At 71.1% G+C, this 17,236-nt stretch carries 13 protein-coding genes; 5 read left to right on the top strand and 8 right to left on the bottom strand.

Going from position 1 to position 17,236, the window contains the following annotated elements; all coding sequences use genetic code 11:
• Positions 1-219: 219 nt before the first annotated feature.
• The 3 genes from QHG49_RS13265 to QHG49_RS13255 all read left to right on the top strand — a co-directional run bounded on the left by QHG49_RS13265 (position 220) and on the right by QHG49_RS13255 (position 4,153).
• Entirely contained in the window at positions 220-1,545 is a 1,326-nt protein-coding gene (locus tag QHG49_RS13265; protein WP_145492350.1) for a PhoH family protein, read from the top strand.
• Between the two features lie 431 nt (positions 1,546-1,976).
• Positions 1,977-2,669, top strand: coding sequence for a transglycosylase SLT domain-containing protein (locus QHG49_RS13260; protein WP_159704559.1), 693 nt, complete (start codon positions 1,977-1,979; stop codon positions 2,667-2,669).
• A 113-nt stretch (positions 2,670-2,782) separates the two neighbouring features.
• Complete coding sequence (locus tag QHG49_RS13255; protein WP_145492353.1) at positions 2,783-4,153, top strand: AI-2E family transporter; 1,371 nt, start codon at positions 2,783-2,785, stop codon at positions 4,151-4,153.
• Positions 4,154-4,183: 30 nt separating this feature from the next.
• On the opposite strand, the gene QHG49_RS13250 is transcribed toward QHG49_RS13255, so the two are convergent.
• Positions 4,184-4,717 (bottom strand): alkyl hydroperoxide reductase, encoded by a 534-nt coding sequence (locus QHG49_RS13250; RefSeq protein WP_145492355.1) that lies wholly within the window; start codon positions 4,715-4,717, stop codon positions 4,184-4,186.
• 3 nt (positions 4,718-4,720) lie between these two features.
• Positions 4,721-5,275 carry a peroxiredoxin gene (locus QHG49_RS13245; RefSeq protein ID WP_037661760.1) on the bottom strand — a complete coding sequence of 185 codons (555 nt, stop codon included), beginning with the start codon at positions 5,273-5,275 and terminating at the stop codon, positions 4,721-4,723.
• A gap of 139 nt (positions 5,276-5,414) precedes the next feature.
• Here QHG49_RS13245 and QHG49_RS13240 point away from each other — a divergent pair, with 139 nt between their 5' ends.
• Positions 5,415-6,359 carry a LysR substrate-binding domain-containing protein gene (locus QHG49_RS13240; RefSeq protein ID WP_370530571.1) on the top strand — a complete coding sequence of 315 codons (945 nt, stop codon included), beginning with the start codon at positions 5,415-5,417 and terminating at the stop codon, positions 6,357-6,359.
• A 68-nt stretch (positions 6,360-6,427) separates the two neighbouring features.
• Here the strand turns inward: QHG49_RS13240 and QHG49_RS13235 are convergent, their stop codons facing one another.
• Genes QHG49_RS13235 through QHG49_RS13225 form a run of 3 tightly spaced genes read right to left on the bottom strand, consistent with a single transcriptional unit; the run spans position 6,428 to position 9,971 of the window.
• Positions 6,428-8,764, bottom strand: coding sequence for an ABC transporter permease (locus tag QHG49_RS13235; RefSeq protein WP_301489772.1), 2,337 nt, complete (start codon positions 8,762-8,764; stop codon positions 6,428-6,430).
• On the bottom strand, positions 8,761-9,450 hold the full coding sequence (locus tag QHG49_RS13230; protein ID WP_145492360.1) for an ABC transporter ATP-binding protein: 690 nt from the start codon (positions 9,448-9,450) through the stop codon (positions 8,761-8,763). Before QHG49_RS13230 ends, QHG49_RS13235 begins: the two co-directional genes overlap by 4 nt.
• Positions 9,447-9,971 (bottom strand): PadR family transcriptional regulator, encoded by a 525-nt coding sequence (locus QHG49_RS13225; protein ID WP_145492362.1) that lies wholly within the window; start codon positions 9,969-9,971, stop codon positions 9,447-9,449. Before QHG49_RS13225 ends, QHG49_RS13230 begins: the two co-directional genes overlap by 4 nt.
• A gap of 224 nt (positions 9,972-10,195) precedes the next feature.
• Between QHG49_RS13225 and QHG49_RS13220 the strand changes: the two genes are divergently transcribed.
• Positions 10,196-12,568, top strand: a complete 2,373-nt coding sequence (locus tag QHG49_RS13220) for a transglycosylase domain-containing protein (RefSeq protein WP_301489768.1) — start codon at positions 10,196-10,198, stop codon at positions 12,566-12,568.
• 67 nt (positions 12,569-12,635) lie between these two features.
• On the opposite strand, the gene QHG49_RS13215 is transcribed toward QHG49_RS13220, so the two are convergent.
• From QHG49_RS13215 to QHG49_RS13205, 3 genes are all read right to left on the bottom strand, one after another.
• Complete coding sequence (locus tag QHG49_RS13215; protein WP_145492366.1) at positions 12,636-14,729, bottom strand: ATP-binding SpoIIE family protein phosphatase; 2,094 nt, start codon at positions 14,727-14,729, stop codon at positions 12,636-12,638.
• A gap of 296 nt (positions 14,730-15,025) precedes the next feature.
• The gene (locus QHG49_RS13210; RefSeq protein ID WP_301489765.1) at positions 15,026-15,715 is read right to left on the bottom strand and encodes a DUF402 domain-containing protein; all 690 of its coding nucleotides are present in this window, start codon (positions 15,713-15,715) and stop codon (positions 15,026-15,028) included.
• Between the two features lie 95 nt (positions 15,716-15,810).
• On the bottom strand, positions 15,811-17,196 hold the full coding sequence (locus QHG49_RS13205) for an aspartate ammonia-lyase (RefSeq protein WP_145492368.1): 1,386 nt from the start codon (positions 17,194-17,196) through the stop codon (positions 15,811-15,813).
• Positions 17,197-17,236 lie beyond the last annotated feature (40 nt).

Here is a 17,236-nt window from a genome sequence, read left to right as displayed (position 1 = left end):
GGTCGACGCCCGAACCCCGGGCGTCGGATCTCAGCGGGCGGCAGGAGCCGTCCGCCCGGGAGGTCCCTTGCACCAGCACGACCGTGCGACAGCGCCGCGGAGGTCCGGCCCCCGGCCCACCGTGTGCACGGGCCGCCGGCCGGACCGGTCCGTCCCGCCCTCCCGGCCCGGCTTCCACCTCGTCGCTCCCCGACCTCATCCGAGGGGGTACGTCCTTCCGTGGTGACCAGCACAAAGCGCCACAAGCCCGACCGGCGCACCTATGTTCTCGACACCAGCGTCCTGCTGGCCGACCCGAACGCCCTGACCCGCTTCGAGGAGCACGAGGTCGTGCTTCCCATCGTGGTGGTCACGGAGCTGGAGGCCAAGCGGCACCATCCCGAACTCGGGTACTTCGCCCGCCAGGCCCTGCGCCTGCTGGACGACTACCGGGTGCGGTACGGCCGCCTCGACTCCCCCATCCCGATCGGGGAACTGGGCGGGACCATGCGTGTCGAGCTCAACCACTCGGACCCCAGCGTGCTGCCCACCGGCTACCGCCTGGGGGACAACGACTCCCGCATCCTCGCGGTGGCCCGGAATCTCCAGGCCGAGGGGTTCGACGTCACCGTCGTGTCGAAGGACCTGCCGCTGCGCATCAAGGCCTCGTCCGTCGGGCTCCTCGCCGAGGAGTACCGGGCGGAGCTGGCCATCACGGAGAACTCCGGCTGGACCGGGATGACCGAACTGACGCTCCCCGGTGAGCAGGTGGACGTCCTCTTCGAGACGGGTCACCTCTATGTACCGGAGGCGTCCGAACTCCCGGTGCACACCGGTCTGACCATCCAGTCGGAGCGCGGCAAGGCGCTCGGCCGGATCACCGCGGAGGGCAACGTACGCCTGGTGCGCGGCGACCGGGAGGCGTTCGGCATCAAGGGCCGCAGCGCCGAGCAGCGCATCGCCCTCGATCTGCTGCTCGACCCGGACGTCGGGATCGTCTCGATGGGCGGCCGGGCCGGCACCGGCAAGTCGGCGCTGGCGCTGTGCGCGGGCCTGGAGGCGGTCCTGGAGCGCCGCCAGCACCAGAAAGTCATGGTGTTCCGGCCGCTGTACGCGGTCGGCGGGCAGGAGTTGGGCTATCTGCCGGGTTCCGAGGCGGAGAAGATGAGCCCCTGGGCGCAGGCCGTGTTCGACACGCTGTCGGCGGTCACCAGCCGGGAGGTCATCGAGGAGGTCACCGCGCGCGGCATGCTGGAGGTCCTGCCCCTCACCCACATCCGCGGCCGCTCGCTGCACGACGCGTTCGTCATCGTGGACGAGGCCCAGTCGCTGGAACGCAATGTGCTGCTGACGGTGCTGTCCCGGATCGGCGCCAACTCCCGGGTCGTACTGACCCATGACGTGGCGCAGCGGGACAATCTGCGGGTCGGGCGGTACGACGGTGTGGTCGCCGTGGTGGAGAAGCTGAAGGGGCATCCGCTGTTCGCGCATGTCACCCTGACGCGGTCCGAGAGGTCCCAGATCGCGGCCCTTGTGACCGAAATGCTCGAAGACGGTCATATCTGAGCCTATCCAGCCCAGTTGGCGCCGTCCGGCAAAGGCATCAGAGCCTAGCCGGGCGGCGCCTTCGTGTGGGGGTGATTCCGGAAATCCCTTGGGCCAAACGGGATGTGAGCTTTCACACTCAACTCGGAATTGCCTCCCGGCGTCCGGTTACGGCAGAGTCTCAGTCCTGTCAGGCCCCGCATACGACACAGCTGCACCACCTGGGGGTACCTCCCGCGCCTTCAAGGCTGTGGGGGAGGTGTGGACACCAGGAAAAGCACCAACTCCATAGCGTTCGTCGTATGCCGCCCGCGCACCACGCGGCGCTTCCCGCAGGGGGAGTTGCCCACCGGGCCCGCGCCTCCCGTGACCGCGCAGTTGGGAGGCCAGCGTCAGGGGCACGATTGCGTCCGCCAGGGTCACCGAAGCGGGCGATGCTGGAAGGAAACCGTGTGAGCCGGATCTCGGTCCGGGGATTCGCAGTGGCCTCGGCCACCGCGGTCACCGCCGTCGGAAGCGTCGTCGGAGTTGCCTCGGGCAGCGTCGCGCAGAACAACGACGTCGAGCCGACGGCAGCAGCCGACACCACGCTCCTCGCGGACATACCGACGGGTCAGCAGGCCCAGGTCCAGTCCGCGACCCTGACGCAGCAGGCCGACTCCCAGGCCATCGCCGCGGACGCGAGCGCCAAGAAGGACGCCGAGGCAGCAGCCCGCAAGGCCGCTGCCGAGACCGCGATCGCGAAGAAGGCGGCCGCCGAGAAGGCGGCCAAGGAGGCCAAGCAGCGCGCGGAGACCAAGGCCGCCGCCAGCCGTGGCGACGCCAATGCCAGCTTCCCCGTGCAGACCTCGTACACGGTCGCCCAGATCCAGGCGATGGCGCGTCAGATCGTGCCGTCCGGCCAGTACCAGTGCTTCAGCAACATCGTGGACCACGAGTCCACCTGGAACTACCGCGCGGTCAACGCCTCCTCGGGTGCCTACGGCCTCGTCCAGGCCCTGCCCGGCGGCAAGATGGCCTCCGCGGGTGCCGACTGGCAGACCAACCCGGCCACGCAGATCAAGTGGGGCCTCAACTACATGAACCAGCGTTACGGCAGCCCCTGTGACGCCTGGACCTACTGGCAGGCCAACGGCAACTACTGAGTGCCCGGCCACGCCACGCTCAACCCCGCGCAGCCCCTTCCCGTCATCCGGGAAGGGGCTTTCGCATGTACGGTCGTAACCGCACGACTCCACGCGGGGGAAGAGGACGGAACATGTCGCGAGTGCCAGGGTGGCTCGGCAAGCTGGGCGCGCGTCTCACCGAGATGAGCGAACGGCTGGACGCCCGCCAGGCGGAGGTGGCCGACGAGGACACCGCGCCCCGGTCCGAAACGGCGCGCCCGCGGCCGGCCACGGCCGACACCGCGAGCGATGCCGTCGCCGACGCGGTGCCGCACGCCCGCCGTCCCTCCGCCACGTCCCCGCCCGTCCCGCGCCCCGATCCCGCCCAGGCCGTGCCCTGGGGGGTGCGGGTCGCGGCCGAGGCCGGCTGGCGGCTGCTGGTGCTCGCGGGCACCGTCTGGGTGCTGATGCGGGTCATCAGCGCCATCCAGCTGGTGGTGTTCGCCTTCGTCATCGCGCTGCTGATCACCGCGCTGCTCCAGCCGACGGTCGCCCGGCTCACCCGCCGCGGGGTGCCGCGCGGCCCGGCCACGGCGCTCACCGCGATCAGCGGCTTCGTGGTGATCGGCCTGATGGGCTGGTTCGTGACCTGGCAGGTCATGGAGAACATCGACACGCTCTCCAACCAGATACAGTCCGGCATCGACGATCTGCGCAACTGGCTGCTGCGGAGCCCCTTCCACGTCACCGACAAGCAGATCAACCAGATCGCCAAGAACCTGCGCGAGGCCATCGGCGCCAACGCCGACCAGATCACCTCGGCGGGCCTGGAGGGCGTCCAGGTCATCGTGGAGGCCCTGACCGGCATCCTGCTGGTGTTCTTCTCCACGCTCTTCCTGCTCTACGACGGCAAGCGCATCTGGAGCTGGTTCCTGAAGCTGGTGCCGTCCGCCGCCCGGGAGGGCGTGGCCGGCGCCGGTCCGCGCGCCTGGCGCACCCTGACCGCCTACGTCCGCGGCACCGTGCTGGTCGCCCTGATCGACGCCACCTTCATCGGCATCGGGATCTACTTCCTCGATGTGCCGATGGCGGTCCCGCTGGCCGTCTTCATCTTCCTGTTCTCCTTCATCCCGCTCGTCGGCGCGGTGGCCTCCGGCGCGCTCGCGGTGATCGTGGCCCTGGTGACCCAGGGCGTGTTCACCGCGGTGATGACCCTCGTCGTGGTGCTCGCCGTGCAGCAGATCGAGGGGCATGTGCTCCAGCCCTTCATCCTGGGCCGGGCGGTGCGGGTGCACCCCCTCGCGGTGGTGCTGACCGTGGCGGCCGGCGGCATGGTGGCCGGCATCGGCGGCGCGGTGGTCGCCGTACCGCTGGTGGCGGTGACGAACACGGTGGTGGGCTATCTGCGGCAGTACTCCGAGGAGATGCACCACTCGGCCGCCCCGGCCCTGGAGGAGACAGCTGCCCCGGTGCTGGAGGAGCCCGCGCCGGTGAACGCGGAAGACCCCGCCCACCAGGGGTGAGCGGGGTCCTCGGCTGACGCGGCGCGGGCCTTACTCGGCCAGCACGGCCTCGGCCTCCAGGGTGGCGCCGACCGCCTGCACGACGGCAGCGATCTTGAAGGCCTCCTGGATGGTGTCGCGCTCCATACCGGCCTTGCGCAGCACCTGCTCGTGCGAGTCCAGGCACAGACCGCAGCCGTTGATCGCGGAGACCGCGAACGACCACAGCTCGAAGTCGACCTTCTCCACGCCCGGGTTGCCGATGACGTTCATCCGCAGGCCGGCGCGCAGGGTGCCGTACTCGTGGTCGGACAGCAGGTGCCGGGTGCGGTAGAAGACGTTGTTCATCGCCATGATGGCGGCCGCGGACTTGGCCGCGGTGTACGCCTCCGGCGAGAGGTTCGCCTTCGCCTCCGGCTCCAGCTCACGCAGCACGATCGGGGAGCGGGAGGCGATCGCGGTCGCGAGCACCGTGCCCCACAGCTGCTGGGCCGGAAGGTCGGAGTTGCCGATGACCGAGCCCAGGTTGAGCTTGAGGTCCTTGGCGTAGTCCGGAACCCGGGACTTCAGCGAGTCGAGCGACATGGGTCACTCACCAGCCAGCAGCGCGACCGGGTCGAGGGTCTCGTCGCCCTTGCTCCAGTTGCACGGGCACAGCTCGTCGGTCTGCAGGGCGTCCAGGACCCGCAGGACCTCCTTGGGGTTACGGCCCACGGAACCGGCGGTCACCATCGTGAACTGGATCTCGTGGTTCGGGTCCACGATGAACACGGCGCGCTGCGCGAAGCCGTCCTCGCCCTCGATGCCCAGGTCACGCATGAGCTCGTGCTTGGAGTCGGCCATCATCGGGAAGGGCAGCTCGGTCAGGTCCGGGTGGTCCTTGCGCCAGGCGTGGTGCACGAACTCGGAGTCACCGGAGAAGCCGAGGATCTGGGCGTCGCGGTCGGCGAACTCGTCGTTCAGCTTGCCGAACGCGGCGATCTCGGTCGGGCAGACGAAGGTGAAGTCCTTCGGCCAGGCGAACACGACCAGCCACTTGCCCTCGTAGGACTTGTGGTTGAGCTGCTCGAACTCCTTGCCCTTCTCCAGCGAGACGCAGGCGGTCAGGTCGAACTCGGGGAACTTGTCACCGACAGTGAGCACAAACTCTCCTTGCAGCGAAGAATCACCCCTTTTGAGGGCGATTCCCATGGGTTGGACTCTGACGATGTTGGCACAGGGTGCATTGATTAGGGAAATAGCTACACTCGGTCGTGTTGATCGGAGGTATCTATCAGTGACCATCAGTAGCGGTAAGCGGAGACAGCCCAGCCTCGCGCAGCTGCGCGCCTTCGCCGCCGTGGCCGAACATCTGCACTTTAGAGACGCGGCGGCGGCCATCGGGATGAGCCAGCCCGCCCTGTCCGGCGCGGTCTCGGCGCTGGAGGAGACACTCGGAGTGACCCTCCTCGAGCGTACGACGCGCAAGGTACTGCTCTCGCCCGCGGGGGAGCGGCTCGCGGTGCGGGCCAAGGCGGTGCTGGACGCGGTCGGCGAGCTGCTGGAGGAGGCGGAGGCGGTCCGCGCCCCCTTCACCGGGACGCTGCGCCTCGGGGTGATCCCCACCGTGGCGCCGTATCTGCTGCCGACCGTGCTGCGGCTCGTCCATGAGCGCTACCCGGACCTCGACCTCCAGGTGCACGAGGAGCAGACCTCCAGCCTGATCGACGGCCTGGCCACCGGCCGCCTCGACCTGCTGCTGCTCGCCGTCCCGCTGGGCGTCCCCGGCATCGCCGAACTCCCGCTCTTCGACGAGGACTTCGTGCTGGTCACCCCGCTCGACCACTGGCTCGGCGGCCGCGAGGGCATCCCGCGCGAGGCGCTGAAGGAGCTGCATCTGCTGCTGCTGGACGAGGGGCACTGCCTGCGCGACCAGGCCCTCGACATCTGCCGGGAGGCGGGCCGCGCGGACGCGCCGGTCACCACCACGGCCGCCGGGCTGTCCACGCTGGTCCAGCTGGTCGCCGGCGGCCTCGGCTGCACCCTGCTGCCGCGCACCGCGCTCAAGCTGGAGACCACCCGCAGCAGCCAGTTGCTCACCGGCTACTTCGCCGACCCGGCCCCGAGCCGCCGGGTCGCCCTCGCGATGCGCGCGGGCGCGGCACGCGGTGCCGAGTACGAGGAGCTGGCGGGGGCGCTGCGGGAGGCGCTGCGGATGCTGCCGGTACGGGTGGTCGAGTCCGGCTGACCGGCGTACGCGCGGGGCCCCTCCCGGATGGAAGGGGCCCCGCGGGCAGGGCAGTCGCTCCCGCGCCGTCACTCGGTCCGCAGACCCTCCGGGCGCATCAGCCGCAGCAGCGGCGGCAGGCTCAGCGTGGTGACCGCGAGGACCACCAGCGCGCCGGCGCCGGTCATCGACAGCACGCTCCGCCAGTCCACGCCCAGCGGCGAGCCCACCATCTTCAGCAGCACCGAGCCCAGCGCGAGCCCGACCACCGAGGCCAGCAGCAGGCCGAGCGCGACCGGGACCGCGCTCTGCCAGAACACCGACAGGCTCAGCGTGCGCCGCCGGGTGCCGAAGGCCATCAGCGAGGACAGCAGCTTCCGCCGCTCGCGCAGCTGTTCCAGCTGGGTCACCAGCAGGCTCACGCCGATCAGCGTCAGGACGCACAGGGCGCCGACGTACAGACCGGTGCGGATGGAGGTGAACTTCTTGGACTGTTCGGTGGTCGACCACACCATCACATCGGCGAAGGGATCGACCTTGGCCGCCGTGTTGCGGGTGTACTCGGTCACGTCCGGCACGTTCTTGTCGAACATGACGTACACCGTGCCGTCCAGCAGCCGGTCCACCCGGGCGGGCACCGCCGACGGGGTCAGCAGGATGGCGCTGCTCCTGCTGCCGTTGGGGCTGTCGATCGCGCGGGCCGGCTTCAGGCCGGCCGGCACGGTCCAGCGCACGTCCGGCCCCCGGCCCGCGCCGTGGTCCGTGTCGAGATGGAGCACCCGGCCGGGCCGGGCGAGCTTGGTGAGGGCGGCGTCGTCGTCCCCGCCGGTCGCCAGGAAGGCGTCCCCGTCGTGGCAGGACGGCAGCCGGGCCGTCTCGCGCAGCGAGGCACAGGTGCCGGAGACCAGCAGGGCCGTGTCCCCGGGCCCGCTCTTCCAGTCCTTCTCGCCCAGGGAGGCGTTGCCGAGCGAGACCGCCTTGCGCACCCCCTTGGTCGTGCGGAACTGGTCCGCGGCCGTGCGGAACGGGGTGCCGTGCGACAGGTTGATCTGCATCTGCGCCCGGGTGACGTCCTGGCCGGTCGACTTGGTGTAGTCGCCCTGGACCCCCGCGAACAGCATCTGGAGCGCGATCGCGCCGGCCACCGCGACGGCGATGCCGTTCACCATGCGGGCCGCCGAACCACTGCTCAACTGGAGCCGCCGTACCGCCAGTTGCCAGGCCACCGGGCCGTGGTGCAGCCGGGCCACCACCGCCTCCACCGCCCAGGGCAGCAGCGCGGTGACGCCGACGAGCAGCAGCAGGACGCCGCCGGTCACCTGGTACTGGTTGAAGTCCCCGCCCGAACGGCCCTGGCCGATCATCGGGGCGAGCAGCCCGAGGCCGGCCAGCGGCAGCAGCAGCCGCCACCACAGCCGGCGGCGCGCGGGCTTGGCCGTACGCACCACGCCCAGCGGCTCGATGACCACCCCGCGCAGCGTGAGCAGCGTGACCAGCACCGCCGCCGCGGGAACGGCGAGGGCGACCAGCGCGGCCAGCGTGGGCGAGGGGTCGAGATAGTCGGGGTACGCGCTGATGCCCACGACCTCCACCGAGCCCGCGAACTGCCGGCCCAGCAGGAAGAAGACGGTGCCGAAGACCAGTCCGATCAGCGAGCCGGCCAGCGCCTCACCGGCCGCGATCCGCCGGGTCATCCGGCTGTCGGAGCCCACCAGGCGCAGCGCCGCCAGCCGGCGGTCGCGCCGTTCGCCGCCGAACCGCACGGCGGTGGCGATGAACACCGCGACCGGCATCAGCAGCACCACGAAGACCACCAGCACCAGCAGGATCAGGATCGGGTCCGTCTGAGCCGGCGGGGGTGTGTCCGTCAGCCCGTACATGTTGATCCGGGCGGTCCGGGAGCCGTCGATCTTCGAGGCCAGGTTCTTCGCCCCGGCGTAGTAGGCGAGTTCACGCGAGCCGACCAGGCCGTCCTCGGTGATCGTGCCGGTGATCCGGTACGGCAGCCGGGCCCGCAGCACCTGGCCCTCGCCGGAGCCGAGCAGCTCCTTCAGGGCGGGGGAGACGACCATGTCGCCGGTCGCCGGGTACGCGGTCAGGCCGGGCGGGAGCGGCGCCTTGGGGCCCTCCGGCTCCACCAGCCGGCCGCGGACGTCGTGGCCGTGGAACTCGGTGTCGGTGTCGGAGATCACCAGGGTGTTCGCGGCCTTCGGCCGTTCCTGCCCGTAGGTGTGGTCCGCGCGGGCGTTGTCCCGGGCGTGCCGGACCGAGAGCGCGTTCGGTATCGCGGTGGTGAGCAGCAGCAGCGCCACGCCGAGGCCGACCCCGACCGCCGTCAGCAGTACCCGGATCCAGCCCTCGCGGCCCCCGGTGAAGGCGAACCGGAAGCCCAGGCCGAGGTCCCTGCCCCATTGGCGGGTGTTCATACGGCGCGCTCCATGTCCCGGGACTTGCCGTCGCGCACGACGATCTCCCGGTCGGAGTAGGCGGCGACCCGGGCCTCGTGCGTGACCAGCACGACGGCCGCGTTGGTGGAACGGGCCGCGTCGGTGAGCAGCTCCATCACGCGCTCGCCGTTGAGGGAGTCGAGCGCGCCGGTCGGCTCGTCCGCGAACACCATCCGGGGCGCGGTGACCAGCGCCCGCGCCACCGCGACGCGCTGCCCCTGACCGCCGGAGACCTCGCCGGGCCGCTTGCCGCCCAGGTCGTCCACCTCCAGCCGCTCCAGCCAGGTCAGCGCGGCGCGCTCGGCCTTCTTGCGGGGGGTGCCGTTGAGCCGCAGCGGCAGGGCCACGTTCTCCACGCAGGTCAGCTCCGGGACCAGCTGGCCGAACTGGAAGACGAACCCGAACTCGCTGCGCCGCAGCGCGCTGCGCTCGGCGTCGCTCATGCCGGACAGCTCCCGGCCGGCGTACATGATCGAGCCGGAGTCGGGCGGCACGATGCCGGCCAGGCAGTGCAGCAGCGTCGACTTGCCCGAGCCCGAGGGGCCCATGATCGCGACGACCTCGCCGGGGTGGATGGAGAAGTCGGCGCCGTCCAGCGCGACCGTCGGGCCGTACGCCTTGCGGAGGTCCCGGGCGGTGAGCAGGGAACCGGGGGGAGGAGTCATGCGGCGACCTCCGCGCGCAGCTTGTCCAGACGGGCGGTGGTCAGTTCCAGCCAGCGCAGGTCGGCCTCCAGATGGAACAGGGCGTGGTCGCAGATCAGCTGGTCGGCGAGGTCGCCCTTGCGCTTGCGGTCCGTCAGGATGCGCATGCTGCGCAGATGCTCGGAGCGCTGGATGTCGAGGATGCCGGCGGCGTCGCGGTGGGTGAGGAGAGCGAGGACGACCTTGGTGTACAGGGTCGACTGGAGGTACTCCTCCGGCTTCTCCGGGGTGGCGAGCCAGCGCTGGACGTCGGTGACGCCGGCATCGGTGATGGCGTACCGCTTGCGCTCGGGGCCGCCGCCGGTCTCTATGCCGTCGACCTCCACGAGGCCGTGCTTCAGCAGCCGGGACATCGTCGAGTAGACCTGGCCGTAGTGCAGGGGCCGGTCCTGACCGAATTTCTCGTCGAAGGCCCGCTTGAGGTCGTAGCCGTGGCGCGGGCCGGACTCCAGGAGTCCTAGGAGGGTGTGACCGATGGACATGCCCCGCACTCTACACACTGTGTATACGCGATGTGTATACACACCGCGTGCAGGTCGGTGACTTCGGGACGCGGAGCAACCCCGGGCCCCCTGTAACCGTCGGTTCCCTTGGAACGGGTGCTGATTCTCACGTCCGCAAAAGAGAGGATCGGTTGCCCTTTGTCATAGAGGCGAGTGTTAGCTTTCGGAGCTGACCACCGAGACGGAAGCGGAGCGAAGGACCCATGGGACGAGCGGAAGAGAGACGAGCGCGACAGCGCGGCGGCCACCGCGCGGCGCCCCAGCGCCGCCGCTCGATACCCGGGACCGGCAACGGATCGGCGGGTCTCGCGCCCGGGGGCAAACCCCGCAAGGGCTTCCTGCGCCGGATGTTCACGTGGAAGAAGATCCTCGGCACGGTCTTCGGACTGTGCCTGCTGTGCATAGGCGGCTTCACGGCCGCGTACATGCTGGTGGACATCCCGGCGGGCAACGCCGCCGCCCAGCTGCAGAGCAACATCTACAAGTACAGCGACGGCACGATGCTCACCCGCACCGGTTACCTCAACCGGGAGAGCGTCGACCTCGACGAGGTCCCCAAGGACGTCCAGCACACCTTCGTCGCCGCCGAGAACAAGAGCTTCTACCACGACTCCGGCGTCGACCTGAGGGGCACCGCCCGCGGTGTGCTCAACACCGTCATGGGGCGCGGTACGCAGGGCGGTTCGACCATCACCCAGCAGTACGTCAAGAACTACTACCTCGACCAGAACCAGACCGTCTCGCGCAAGCTGAAGGAACTGGTCATCTCGCTGAAGCTGGACCGCCAGAAGTCCAAGGAGTACATCCTCGCGGGCTACATCAACACCAGCTACTACGGCCGCGGCGCCTACGGCATCCAGGCCGCGGCGCAGGCGTACTACCACAAGGACGCCAAGAACCTCACGGTCGAGGAGGGCGCCTACCTCGCGGCCCTGCTCCAGGCGCCCAACGAGTACGACTGGGCGCTGGCGTCCCCCACCGGCAAGCGGCTGGCCGAGGCGCGCTGGAACTACGTCCTGGACAACATGGTCAAGCAGCACTGGCTGGACGCCGGCAAGCGCCGGGCCATGCACTTCGAGAAGCCGAAGGCGCCCAAGGCGGCGCCCGGTATGAAGGGCCAGACCGGCTACCTGGTGGACGCGGCCAACGCGTCCCTGGAGCGGCAGTTGGTCGCCCAGGGCAGCGCCGCCACGATCGGGGACGCCGAGGCGCTGGTGAGGAAGGGTGGCTGGACCATCACCCTCAACATCGACAAGGGCAAGCAGCACCAGCTGGAGCAGGCCGTCACACAGCGGCTGACCAGCAAGCTGGACGCGAAGAAGCGCTCCGTCGACGGCGATGTCCAGCCCGGTGCCGTGTCCGTCGACCCGAAGACGGGCAAGGTCCTCGCCATGTACGGCGGCGCGGACTACTTCAAGCACTTCAGGAACAACGCCACCCGCACCGACTACCAGCCCGCCTCCACCTTCAAGCCGGTGATCCTCGCCGCGGCGCTCCAGCAGGGCTCCGTCACCCAGGACGGCAAGCCGATCAACGCCGACACGGTGTACGACGGCACCAGCGGCCGCCAGGTGGTCGACCACGGCGCCAAGGTCGGCTTCGGGCCGCCCAACGAGGACGACGCCGACTACGGGAACATCACCGTCCAGAAGGCCATGGACGACTCCGTCAACTCCGTCTTCGCGCAGATGGGCGTCGACGTGGGCATGGACAAGGTGATGAACACCGCCAAGCAGCTCGGCATGGACACCACCGGCATGCAGGCGGTGCCCGCGCAGACGCTGGGCTCCATGGGCGCGAGCCCGCTGGAGATGGCCGGCATCTACGCGACCCTCGACAACCACGGCAAGAAGGTCACCCCGGCGATCATCAAGTCGGTCGAGCACAAGGACCGCGATGTGAAGATGCCCGACCCGATCGGCGACCAGGTGATCAGCAGGACGGCGGCCGACACGGTCACCTCCGTGCTCACCGGCGTGGTCGACGACGGTACGGCCAGGGTGTCGGTGGCGGCCAACCCGGCACGTGACGGGCAGCAGGTGGCCGGCAAGACGGGTACGTCCGACAACAACAAGTCGGCCTGGTTCACCGGCTACACGCCCGGCCTCGTCACCTCGGTCGGCCTGTTCGGCGAGAGCGCCAAGACCCACGCGCAGGTTCCCCTGACGGGCGCCACCGGCCTGCTCCCGGGCACCGGCCGGGTCAACGGCGGCACCTACCCGGCGGAGATCTGGGCCGCCTACACCTTCAACGCGATGGACGGCGTCAGCAAGTTCGACCTGGACACCTCCCAGGGCGCAGCCGTCGAGACGCCGACGCCGTCGCTGACCACCAGCCACACCCCGACCCGGTCGCCCTCGCAGTCGCCGTCGGGCACGCCGTCCTCGTCCCACACCCCGACCCAGTCGCCCACCCAGTCGCCGACGCAGACCCCGACCAAGTCGCCGACGCAGTCCCCGACCGGGTCGCCGACCACCGGGGCGCCGACGGGCGACCCCTCCCCGGACGACCCGCTCGACCAGCTCGGGGGGCAGCGGGAGCAGCTGGAACACCAGCAGCGGCAGAAACAGCCGTAGACGGACATGAGGGAGGGCGCCCGGTATGTCACCGGGCGCCCTCCCTCATGCGTGCCGCCGCCTCGGCTCAGCCGCGATGCAGCTCGAACCACACCACCTTGCCGGTGCTCAGCCGTGTCGCACCCCACCGCCGGGCCAGCTTGTTGACGAGGTACAGGCCCCGCCCGCCCTCGTCGGTCGCGCGCGCCTGCCGCAGCCGCGGCAGCTGCGGCACGTCGTCGCCGACCTCGCAGCGCAGCACATGCGTGCGCAGCAGCCGCAGCGTCACCGGCCGGGACGCGTACCGTACGGCGTTCGTCACGACCTCGCTGACCAGCAGCTCCACCGAGTCGGTGAGGTCCTCCATGTCCCAGCGGGCGAGCGCGCGCCGGGCCAGCCGGCGGGCCTGCCCCGGGGCCGAGTCCTCCGGCTCCAGCGTCCAGTACGCCACATCGCTCGGCGCGATCCCGTCGAAGCGGGCCGCGAGCAGCGCGATGTCGTCGTCCCGGTCGCCCGGACCGAGCATGTCGAGGACCTCGTCGCACAGGGCTTCCAGCGGCGGCGGATGGTCCGGACCGGTCAGCTGCGCGGTGGCGGCGAGCCGCTCGCGCAGCTGCTCTATGCCCGTCCACACGTCCCGCAGCCGGGACTCCACCAGGCCGTCGGTGTACAGCAGCAGCGTGGCCCCGGCCGGCGCGTCCAGCTCGACCGCCTCGAAGTCCACCCCGCCGACACCGATCGGCGCGCCCGGCGGCACCCGCAGCACCTCGGCCCGGCCGCCCAGGTGCAGCAGCACGGGCGGCGGATGACCGGCGTTGGCGATGGTGATGCGGTGCGTGACCGGGTCGTAGACGGCGTACAGGCAGGTCGCCATGCGGTCGGTGCCGAGCCGCTGGGCCTGCTCGTCCAGGTGGTGCAGCACCTCCTGGGGCGGCAGATCGAGACCGGCCAGGGTCTGCGCGGTGGTGCGCAGCTGGCCCATGATCGCCGCCGAGGTCATCGAGTGGCCCATGACATCGCCGACCACCAGCGCGACCCGGCTGCCGGGCAGCGGGATCGCGTCGTACCAGTCGCCGCCCACCCGCGCGGTCTCCGCGGCCGGCAGATACCGGGAGGCGAGCCGCACCCCGGTCGGGCGGGGCAGGGTCTCGGGCAGCATGGTGCGCTGCAACTCGTCGGCGATGTACGCCTCGCGGCCGTAGAGCACCGCCTTGTCGATGCCGAGCGCGCTGTGCGTGGCCAGCTGGGCGGCCACCAGCAGATCGTCCGTCTCGAACGCGGGGCGCTCGGGGCGGCGCAGGAACAGGGCCGCGCCGATCACCCGGCGGCGGCCGCGCAGCGGCGCGAGGATCGCGTGCTGCCCGGACGGTACGAGCGCCTCCGCGCCGTCGCCGAGCAGTTCGGGCAGCGCTGCCCGTGCGGCCGGCGCGTCCGCGAACACCGGGCGCACCCCGCGCAGCACCTCGTTCAGCGCGCCGCCGGGGCGCACCTCGCACAGCTCGGTGGTCAGCGAGGACAGTTCCGCGAGCGCGACCGGCTCGGGCTCCGGCTCGAACGCGCCGGGCAGCAGGACGCCGTCGGTGTCCCGCTCCTCCGGTACGCGGTCGGTGCGGCGCAGCCGCAGGACGACGGGGCCGGTGGGCCGTTCGTCGCCGACCGGCAGCGGGTCGCGCAGATAGACGAGGATCGCGTCCGAGAACGTCGGCACCGTGGCCCGGCACAGACCCATCACGATCTCGTCCAGGTCGAGGCCGCGGGCGATCCTGCGGGTGGCCGCGCCGACGAACCTGAGCCGGTCGCCGTCACGCCGCATGGGCATCGGCCGCCCCGGCGGCAGACCCCGTCCGGTACGGCGCTCCGGACCGCTTGGCGCCCGCTCCTGGTCGGCGCCCGGCTGCGGCGGAATGGCCTCCGCGGGACGCGGGCGATGGGCCGCGCCGGCGTCCGCGGTGGCGGGCTGGGAGTGCTCCGGGCCGTTGACTGGGGGCTCCTTCCCCTTGCCGTCCATTGGCTGGCCACACGAGGTGGCCGCTCCGGGCCCGGAGGGCGTCCCGTCCGCCCGTGCCTGCACGGGTAAGACGGGCGTGCCGGCCGGTTCCGGAGCATGCGTCAGCGCCCCGCGGCCGTCCGCGGGGTCGGCGCCCGCCTCGGGGCGCTCGAAGGAGGTGGGCTGCTCCGTCACGCGTGTCGCATCCATCCGTCCGGGGCCGCGCGCAGGGCGCGCGGTCGGTCCCGCAGAAGTCCCGATACCCGCAATACGTGTCCCGGGAACGGATTTTCCGCGTGCTCGAAGGAAGTTCCCGTGCCACCGGCGTGGCCCGCGCGCCCGGCGGTGCTCCCCTGATACCCCTCGTTCACGTCCCTGCCGCCCCTCGGTGACGATCGGTCAAGCCCGGCGCAAGCCGCGGAAGTTGTCGCTCCGAAGCGCCCTTGCGGAGGACGATCCTACGTTTCCTGCCCGGGGGCGCATCAAGAGTCTCATGAGGACACGTGCGCGGGCGTACGGTCCCAGTCCTCGGGGAGTGACGGTACCGCCCAGGACTCGTCCGGGCGCCATCTCGGCCAGCCTTCCGAGAACGGCGGCCCCCAGGCCGCGATCGCCTCCAGGGCCGCCCTCCCGGCCGCGCGGACCCGTTCGGCGGTCTCGGCGGGCATCAGGCCGTCCCGCTGGGCCTGTGCGAACTCGTCCTCGTCGCGCCACTGCCAGCTGCGGTCCGGGCGTACGTCGATGTCCAGGAAGTGGTCCTCGGAGTCCACCCCGCCCGCCCAGCGGACCAGCGGTTCCTCCAGGTTGACGTACCAGTTCTTGAACCGCCAGCCGGGTTCCCAGAACAGCCACACCGACCAGGGCACCCCGGGCTGGGCGAGCTTGAGCACGCCGGTGCCGAGCCAGCGGTCCCGCCGTACCGTGCGCGGCTTGGTGTAGCGGGACTCCAGCGGCTCGCGGTGCACCGGCGTGCCGTCGGCGAGGGCCGGCTTCACGCACTCGGTGCCGGGGGCCAGCCAGACGGCGAGCAGATCGGCGTCGTCGCGTACGACGGTGACGGGCCGCACGATATGGAACTTCGCGCCGCCGTTCTCCCGGTAACGCCACAGGATCTGGGTCCCCGGCGCCCAGTACGCCGCAGGTCCCGCCGCCGCTTGCCGCATCGTTCCGTCGTCCGTCATGGGCAGATATTAGGTGCCGGGCGCGGCGGGCGCTGCGGCGCGGGTCACGGTTCCCCCGTGCGCGTGCGCGGTGGCCGAAAAGGTTCGCTCAGGGGCTACGGATGGGTCATCCGCAGCACGTCCAGCGCCTCGTCGAGCTGCTCCGCGGTCAGCTCGCCGCGCTCCACGTACCCGCCCTCCTCGACCACCTGACGGATCGTCCTGCGTTCGGCGAGCGCCTTCTTGGCGACCTTCGCGGCCTCCTCGTAGCCGATGTACTTGTTCAGCGGGGTGACGACGGACGGCGACGACTCGGCGTACTCGCGGGCGCGTTCGCGGTCGGCGGTGATGCCGTCGACGGTGCGGTCCGCCAGCAGCCGGGTCACGTTGGCCAGCAGCCGGATCGATTCCAGGACGTTCTTGGCGATGACCGGAAGCATCACGTTCAGCTCGAAGTTGCCGGCGGCGCCCGCGGTGGCGATGGTGGCGTCGTTGCCGACGACCTGGGCGGCGACCATCAGCACGGCCTCCGGCACCACCGGGTTGACCTTGCCCGGCATGATCGAGGAGCCCGGCTGGAGGTCGGGCAGCCGGATCTCGGCGAGCCCGGTGCGCGGTCCCGAGGCCATCCAGCGCAGATCGTTGGCGATCTTCGTCAGCCCGACCGCGATGGTCCGCAGCTGCCCGCTGGTCTCCACGACGCCGTCCCGGGCGCCCTGCGCCTCGAAGTGGTCGCGGGCCTCGGTCAGCGGCAGCCCGGTGGCCCGGGCGACCTCCTCGATGACGGCGGCGGAGAACCCGGGCGGGGTGTTGATGCCGGTGCCCACCGCGGTGCCGCCCAGCGGCAGCTCGGCCAGCCGGGGCAGCGAGGCGCGCAGCCGCTCGACGCCGTAGCGGACCTGCGCCGCGTAGCCGCCGAACTCCTGGCCCAGCGTCACCGGGGTGGCGTCCATCAGATGCGTGCGGCCCGACTTCACCACGTCGGCGAACTCGGCGCTCTTGCGCTCCAGCGCGGCGGCGAGATGGTCGAGGGCCGGGATCAGGTCGTGGGTGACGGCGGCGGTGGCGGCGATGTGGAGGGAGGAGGGGAAGACGTCGTTGGACGACTGCGAGGCGTTGACGTGGTCGTTCGGATGCACCGGGCGCCCGAGCCGCTCGCTCGCCAGGGTCGCGAGGACCTCGTTGGTGTTCATGTTGGACGAGGTGCCCGAACCGGTCTGGAAGACGTCGACCGGGAAGTGCTCGTCCCAGTCCCCCCGGGCGACCTCCCCGGCCGCCTCCTGGATCGCCCCCGCGATGTCCTTGTCCAGCACCCCGAGTTCGGCGTTCACCTTCGCCGCGGCCGCCTTGATCCGCGCGAGCGCCTCGATGTGCGCCCGCTCGATCCGCTGCCCGGACACGGGGAAGTTCTCCACGGCCCGCTGCGTCTGCGCCCGCCACTTGGCACCCGCCGGTACCCGGACCTCGCCCATGGAGTCGTGCTCGATGCGGTATTCGCTCATACCGGGTACAGCGGAGGAGGGGCCGGTGTTGTTCCAGGGG

It is taken from the genome of Streptomyces sp. WP-1, from assembly GCF_030450125.1.
Lineage (GTDB): Bacteria > Actinomycetota > Actinomycetes > Streptomycetales > Streptomycetaceae > Streptomyces > Streptomyces incarnatus.
The sequence above is the reverse complement of the archived record's forward strand: the minus strand, read 5'-3'. Positions and strand labels throughout refer to the sequence as shown.

Bases quoted from the DNA above. Each gene is read 5' to 3' on its own strand.
- QHG49_RS13255 (WP_145492353.1), top strand. From the start codon at position 2,783: ATGTCGCGAGTGCCAGGGTGGCTCGGCAAGCTGGGCGCGCGTCTCACC.
- QHG49_RS13250 (WP_145492355.1), bottom strand. From the start codon at position 4,717: ATGTCGCTCGACTCGCTGAAGTCCCGGGTTCCGGACTACGCCAAGGAC.
- QHG49_RS13235 (WP_301489772.1), bottom strand. From the start codon at position 8,764: ATGAACACCCGCCAATGGGGCAGGGACCTCGGCCTGGGCTTCCGGTTC.
- QHG49_RS13230 (WP_145492360.1), bottom strand. From the start codon at position 9,450: ATGACTCCTCCCCCCGGTTCCCTGCTCACCGCCCGGGACCTCCGCAAG.
- QHG49_RS13225 (WP_145492362.1), bottom strand. From the start codon at position 9,971: ATGTCCATCGGTCACACCCTCCTAGGACTCCTGGAGTCCGGCCCGCGC.
- QHG49_RS13220 (WP_301489768.1), top strand. From the start codon at position 10,196: ATGGGACGAGCGGAAGAGAGACGAGCGCGACAGCGCGGCGGCCACCGC.
- QHG49_RS13210 (WP_301489765.1), bottom strand. From the start codon at position 15,715: ATGACGGACGACGGAACGATGCGGCAAGCGGCGGCGGGACCTGCGGCG.
- QHG49_RS13205 (WP_145492368.1), bottom strand. From the start codon at position 17,196: ATGAGCGAATACCGCATCGAGCACGACTCCATGGGCGAGGTCCGGGTA.